The 7,106-nt window shown below is 65.0% G+C and carries 3 protein-coding genes; 2 read left to right on the plus strand and 1 reads right to left on the minus strand.

Features of this window, described 5'->3' with window-relative positions; genetic code table 11:
* Positions 1-23 precede the first annotated feature (23 nt).
* Positions 24-4,133, plus strand: a complete 4,110-nt coding sequence (locus ABFE16_14635; GenBank protein MEN6346533.1) for a carbohydrate-binding domain-containing protein — start codon at positions 24-26, stop codon at positions 4,131-4,133.
* Between the two features lie 132 nt (positions 4,134-4,265).
* Positions 4,266-6,203 carry an adenylate/guanylate cyclase domain-containing protein gene (locus ABFE16_14640; GenBank protein ID MEN6346534.1) on the plus strand — a complete coding sequence of 646 codons (1,938 nt, stop codon included), beginning with the start codon at positions 4,266-4,268 and terminating at the stop codon, positions 6,201-6,203.
* A 563-nt stretch (positions 6,204-6,766) separates the two neighbouring features.
* Here ABFE16_14640 and ABFE16_14645 read toward each other — a convergent pair.
* Positions 6,767-7,106: IS110 family transposase (locus ABFE16_14645; protein MEN6346535.1), on the minus strand; the 340-nt coding region annotated here is incomplete at its 5' end.

A 7,106-nucleotide genomic window follows, 5' to 3' on the forward strand; every position in this document is an offset into this window, starting at 1 on the left:
ACGGGATAGGCTGGAGGCCCAAGATGAACCGGACACAGTGGACGATGGCGCTGCTGGTACTGGTGATGGGGACTGCCTTCGGGCAAGGGCGGCAGGAGCTGAGTCTTTCGGGCGAGTGGGAGTATGTGAAGGTGGCGGATCTCACGACTCCGCCGGCAGAGGGCTGGACTGCGATCCATGTGCCCGGGATGCTCAGCGGGATGGACTACGAGCGTGCCTGGTTCCGGCGAGACTTCGGCATCCCGGAAAGCATGCGGGGTATGCGGGTTGTGCTGCATTTCGGGGGCGTGAAGTACAACAGCGTGGTGCGAGTCAATGGGCAGAAGGTTGGAGGGTGTTTTGGCGGCTATGACCCCTTCGACGTGGACATCACGGCGGTGGCGCGTTTCGGCGAGGCGAACCGGCTGGAACTGGGCTGCTGTGACTGGACCGGCATCTTCAGCGACCGCGAGACGAGCTTCGCGGTGACCCAGACCAGGGCGGTAGATGCGCGGTCGATCCCCAGGGACAAGATACTGGCACCGATCGGCGGCCTGTGGAACCTCTACGGTCCGTGGGATGACGTGAAGCTGCGGGCCCATCCGGCTTTGTACGTGAGTGACCTCTTTATCAAACCCTCCTGGCGCAAGAAGACGTTGCGGGTTGAGTACACGATCAAGAACCTGACGGAGAAGGCAGAAGAGGTGACCCTGGGAGCGGTCGTGGAGGACCAGGGCGCTGAAGGACCGCCCCTTGGGCCACAGAAGGTCAGTGTCCCGGCCGGCCAGGAGGTTGCGGTGGTGCAGGAGGTGCCCTGGAGCACCCCGCGTTGCTGGTCGCCGGAGGACCCGTACCTGTACTACCTGCGAACCAGGCTCAGCCGGGGCACGGAGGTACTGGATGAGCTGCGTACGCGGTTCGGGTTCCGGGAGTTCTGGGTCGAAGGACGGTACTTCTACCTGAACGGATCCAGGATCAACTTGCTGGCTACGTCGTGGTGGCCGCCGAGGGAGGCCGTGGACAAGGAGTACATCCGCGGGCAGATCGCGGCGATCAAGGGAGCCCACTGCGTGATCTTCCGCACCCATACGCAGCCGTGGCCGGAGATCTGGTATGAGACGGCGGACGAGGAAGGGCTGATGATGATCCCGGAGGGCGCCGTGTGGAACGATGACGCGGCTTACCGGGTGAACGATCCGGTGTTCTGGAGCAACTACGCTGCGCACCTCAAGGCAATGGTGAATCGGGAAAAGAACCGGCCCTCCGTGGTGATGTACAGCCTGGAGAACGAGTTCTACGGCGGTCGGGTCAACGACGATTCGCCGGCGAAAGCGGAACTGGTAAAGCTGGGCGAGATGGTGCGGCAGTTGGACCCGACACGGCCCTTCATGTATGAGTCGGATGGGGACCCGGGAGGCGTGGCCGATGTGGTTGGGATCCACTATCCGCACGAGTACCCGCAGTTCACCACGTGGCCGAACACGGCCTACTGGATGGACGGGCCGAAAGCCGGTGGCAGTCTGTTCACCAATGGCGCCCCCTCCTGGCAGTGGGACCGCAAGAAGCCGGTGTACGTGGGCGAGTTCCTCTGGGTGCCCTCGTCGGACCCCTCGTGGCACACGGTGTTCTTCGGTGATGACGCGTACCTGGACTACACCGGGTACCGCGTGCGGGCCAAGGGGGAGTCGTGGCGGATGGCGATTCAGGCCTACCGGCACTATGAGGTCGGTGGCATCTCGCCCTGGACGATGGTGGAGGGCGGGTCACTGGACGAGACCAGGAACGCCATGTACGCCGCGCAGAAGTACGCGATGCAGCCGGTGGCGGCCTACGTCCGGGAGTATGACCACAACTTCTACGCCGGGGAGGAGATCACGCGGACGCTGGAGGTGTACAACGACCAGTTGAGCCCGGCGAACCTGGTGGTGCAGTGGACGCTGCTGGAGGGAGACCGGGAGCTGCACCGGGGTGAGAAGAACCTGTCGATGGAGCCCGGCGAGCGGCGTGAGATCGAGATCGCGGAGACGATGCCGCTGGTTCTTGAGCGTAGTGAGGTGACACTACGTGTCAGGGTGATGAAGGCTGCGGAGACGGTATTCGAGGACACGAAGGCCTACTCGGTGTTCCCGCCACTCAAGCTGACCGCGCCGGCCGGAGTGCAGATTGGCGTCTACGACCCGAACGGGGCGACGCAGGGGACCCTCGAGCGGCTGTCCGTGCCGACGGTGAAGGTGGATGACCTGAAGGCGATTCCGGCAGGGGTGCAGGTGGTGGTGATCGGCCGCGGTGCGCTGCAGCCGGAGAAAGCCGGCATGCCGGTGATTGGGGAAGGCGGCGAAGGTGGCCCGCTGGTGGATTGGGTGCGCCGGGGAGGCCGGGTGCTGGTGCTGGAGCAGTCCGAGTACCCGCGGGGGATGATTCCGGCCAGCCTCCTGAAGCAGGACTCGACGATGACCTTCGCGCAACTGCCCGGTCATCCGCTGCTCAAGGGCATCCAGGCGACCGACCTGAAGTGGTGGCGAAGGGACAATATGGTGACCGAGGGCGAGCCCCTGCGGCCACGAACCGGGGCATGGCGCGCTGTGGTGGTCTCGGGCAGCCAGGCAGGGCTGTCGCACGCACCGCTTCTGGAGCTGCCGATTGGGCAAGGAACAATGGTGCTGTCGCAACTGAAGGTCGCGGGGAAGCTGGGTGTTGAGCCGGTGGCCGGGATGCTGTTGCAGAACGCGCTGGGCTATCTGGCCGGATATGCCGGAAAGCCGAATCGGACGGCGCTGTATTGCCCGTCGGCGGTGACGAAGGACTACCTGGAGGGCCTGGGACTGGTGTACGCGGATATCACGCAGGCACCGGGGAAGTGTGACTGGGCTGCTACGGACCTGTTGGTGGCCTGTGGGCCGCTGGAAGGGCTGGTCAAGGAGGCTGAGACGGTCCAGCAGATCGTCGCGCTCCTGGAACGGGGCGGAACGGTGCTGCTGCACGGGGTCACTGCGCAGGATATGGTGGACCTCGCGCCGGTGGCGGGTGACCAGATACGGCTTGTGCCCTATCAGGGCTCTGTGGTGAGGATGCCGGGGGCACACGCGCTGTCGGAGAGCCTCACCAACGAGGACCTGTATTGGCTCGGGCCGCAGACAGCGGCGAATAGCTGGGCAACGCGGCCGAGAGCAGGGGACATGGCAGACTTCGTGGTGGCGAAGACACTGAGTGGGACGAGGGTTGGTGAGTACCAGCACGGGCAGATGACGGTGGCGGGAACGTACTCCTCCGACCGGGAGAACTGGGCGTCGCTAGCGACGAGTGGCTCGACGGCGACGGCGAAGGTGGAGATCCCTGCGGAGGGGATGTATGTGATCGGCGTGCAGGCGGGTGGGACACCGACGCTGGGGATCTGGCCTGCCGGTGACGTGCTCGTGGACGGGCGGCTTCTGGGGGCGTTCCAGTGCCAGAAGGGCGAGTTGGATACCTACACGGTATCAGGGAAGCTGACGGCCGGGAGTCATGAGGTGGCAGTGCGGTTCACGAACGATGCCTCGCGGCCTCCGCTGGAGGACCGGAACATGTTCGTGGGTGGGATCGTGATTGCGGAAGATAACGCGGCCGGTGGAGTGGCGCTGCTGACCCAGCCCGGGGCACTCGCAGTGGTCCAGCGCGGGCAGGGGCGAGTAGTGCTTGACGAGGTGAACTGGGACAAGACCGACAGCAACGCGGAGAAGGCCTCGCGGTACATCTCGGGGCTTCTCACCGGCCTGGGTGCGTCGCTTGAGGCGACGAAGGCAGCAGTGATCCCGGTCAACCAATGGGAGCACGCGCCGGGGATGAACTGGTACCGGTCGGAACCGGGATGGGCGTACCTGGGTGACCGAGGATGGATAGCGGGGAAGGTGGAGTGCGCGCGGGCCGGGCGCTACCAGTTGCGCCTGGTGGGGAGAGGGACGCCTGCAGCAGGGCAGTACCCGGTGGTGGAAGAGAGCATCGACGGGAAGCTTGTGGGGCAGGTGGAGGTGGCCGGGCAGTCGACGCGGGGCTACCCGCTGAGTGTGGAACTGCCGAAGGGCACCGTCGAGATAAGGCTGGAGTTTGTGAATGACCTGAACGTGGAGGGTGAGGACCGGAATCTGTGGATTGAGCGGCTGGAGGCGGTAGCAGAATAGCAGGAAGCCGGCAACTGGAGCGAAGAACAAGGAAACCTGCGAGAAAGGTATAATGTAACTGAACAGCAGCCTGCCTGGGTCGTGAGGTGGCGGTTCCGCTGGGTGCCGGGAGATAGCGGGAGGGGATGACCCTTGCCGTCGCGTGACCCGACGACTCTTGCGCTGGAGGCACGGCGAGCACGAGGAGTGCAGGTCGGTATTGCACTGGTTGTGCTGGTGGTCGTTCTGCGTTTCACCCCCCTGACGAGCAACCTCTTCCTTTTCTCTGTGATCGAGAATCTGGCGTACGACAGCACCTTTGACCGGGCGCAACCTCAGCCCCCGGTCGACCTTGTAATTGTGGCGGTTGATGACCGTTCGCTGGCCGAGATGGGGCGATTTCAGGACTGGCACCGGGACGTATATGCGAACTTGGTGGACAGACTCCTGAGCGCGAAGGTAGTGGCCTTCGACCTCTTGTTTCCTGAACCCGACGCGGGCCCAGGGATGAGTGCGTCGAAGAGCGATGAGAGGTTTGCAGCGGCGATGCGCAAACACGGGAGAGTGGTTCTCGCAGCGCACTGGGAGGAGGGAGGCGGCCAATCCGGGCGATCCGGAGCGGGCGATCGGGAACGGTTGCAGCTTCCGACCCGAAGGCTGGCTGAGGCTGCAGCGGGAGTTGGGTACGTGGACCTGACGCCCGATGGTGACGGGGTGTACCGGCGGTTCAGCCCGCAAAGGGTGGATGCGGAGGGGCAAGCGCGGGAGCACTTCGGGGTCGTGATTGCGAGGCTGGCCGGGGCCAGGGCGGAGGCCGGAAAGGGCGGCACTGATCGGCTCATCAACTACTGCGGACCGCAGGGAACGGTTCGTCGGGTGAGCCTGGTAGAGGTGCTGAAGGATCCGAAAGTGGCGGAAAGCCTGGCCGGGAAGATCGTGATTGTGGGAGCGACGGCGCCGGGGCTGTATGACATCCGACCGGCGCCCTACCGGAGCACGGGCAGGCTGTTCTATGGCGTGGACATGAACGCGAATATTGTGAATACGCTCACGGGGCCCGGCCGGCTGGTGGATCGGACCGGTTCGTGGCTGTGGGCAGCCTATGCGGTGCTGGTCGGGACACTGGTGACCCTGGTGGTGTGGAGGGCCGAGGAGACGGTGGCGGCGACGCTGAGCATCCTGGTGGTGCTGGCGCTGGCGGTGCCCTCGTTCCCTGTGGCGCTGCGGTACCTGGGGCAGGTGGTTCCCTATGGGGCGATTCTCGGCGCGGCTGTGGTGCCGCTGGTGCTGGGGCTGCCGGAGCGGCTGACGGCGGAGAGACGGCTGATTCAGCGGCAGTTCGGGGCCTATGTGTCGCCGGAGGTGCTGCGGGGGCTGATGAGTGAGCCGGAGACGCTGCGGAGTAGTCAGCGTCAGCAGGTGACGCTGCTTTTCGCGGACGTGCGCGGCTCGACGACGCTGGCCGAGCAGACGTCGCCGGAAGTGTGGGTCGCGCAGCTCAATGAGTATCTGACGCAGATGAGTCGGGCGATCTTCACCTACGATGGGTATCTGGACAAGTTCATGGGGGACGGGATCATGGCTGTGTGGAATGCCTTCGGGACGCAGGAGGGCAGTCACGCTGAGTTGGCGGTCCGAGCCGGGCTACAGATGCTGCAGCGGCTGGAGGTGCTGAATCGGGCCTGGGCCTCGCGCGAAGGCCGGGCACAGCTTCGGATTGGGATCGGGATTCACAGCGGGGAGGCAGTGGTGGGGAACGTGGGGTCAGAAGACCGGACGCAGTACACGGCGATCGGGGATACGGTGAACACGGCCTCGCGGATCGAGGAGATGACGAAGGAGTACGGCGTGGCCTTCGTGGTGAGCGAGGCGACAGCGAAGCTGGTCGGGGAGCAAGTGACGCTGCGCGAGCTGGGGAGAGCCCCTGTGCGAGGCAGATCGGAAGGAGTGGGTGTGTACGAGGTGGTCGGGCCGGGGAAGGCAACGACACCTCACTCCCCGGCCCTCTCTCCACGACACGGCAACGGCACCTCACGCCCTTTGTCCCCCTCTCCACGCGGTGGCGAGGGGGAAGGCAAAGGCAACGGATGACGGCAACGGCAACGGATGACGGCAACGGCACCTCACTCCCCGGCCCTCTTTTCATGCGGCGGCGAGGGGGAACGGCGAAGGCAACGGCACCTCACCCCGGCCCTCTCCCGAGGGGAGAGGGAGAAAGGCAGAGGCACCTCACCCCCTGCCTTCGGCGTCCCCCTCAATGAAATGGCCTGTCAAGAGGCCGGGGCGAGAGGATGTGTCGTTAGCCTTGAGTCGTGCCTCCGTTGCCCTTGGCCATGTATATAACATGGCCAAGGTGTGTGCTGTCGGAGGTCTGCTGTTACGGGTCTGCCGGCTGTTGTCCGCGATCTGCCCTCGCCTGGTTACGGTCTGCCGTCGCCGTGTGCTGTGCCCTTGGCCTGCGTGATGGAGGCTTTCTCATCCCTCAATGGGTGCCGACGTCGCACAGGTTAACTTCGTAGACTGCCGGCTCCTAAACCTCTCCCGATCTCAGCGTCAGACGAGGGGAATCCGAGGACACCGGCAAACCGAAGCTCACGCAAAACGGCCGGTACAGCACAGCTCGCAGGGCCCGGCTCAGGCAGCCGCAGTGCGGCTCAGGCGGCCTCTGTGCTGGACTGGTGCAGCCGCCGGTGGGCGTAGTACACGTCTTTGACAATCTCGCGGGCCGCCGCGATCTTCGCCGCGTTGGCCCCGTGACGGCTCTTGACCCGCAGGTACACCTCCTTGGCGCGGCTGGGGTGTTTGCTGCGAACCGTGGCCTGGGCGCATATCACCGCCCAGTAGCGCAGGTGTTTGTTGCAGTGTTTGGGCAGCCGCCCGGTGCGAGACTTGTCGCCGCTTTGCTGCACCGAGGGGGCCAGGCCCGCGTAGCTGATGAGCTGTTTGACGCTGGCGAAGCGGTTGAGGTCGCCCATCTCGGCGAGCATGCCCAGG

This window comes from Armatimonadia bacterium (assembly GCA_039679385.1).
GTDB lineage: Bacteria > Armatimonadota > Zipacnadia > Zipacnadales > JABUFB01 > JAJFTQ01.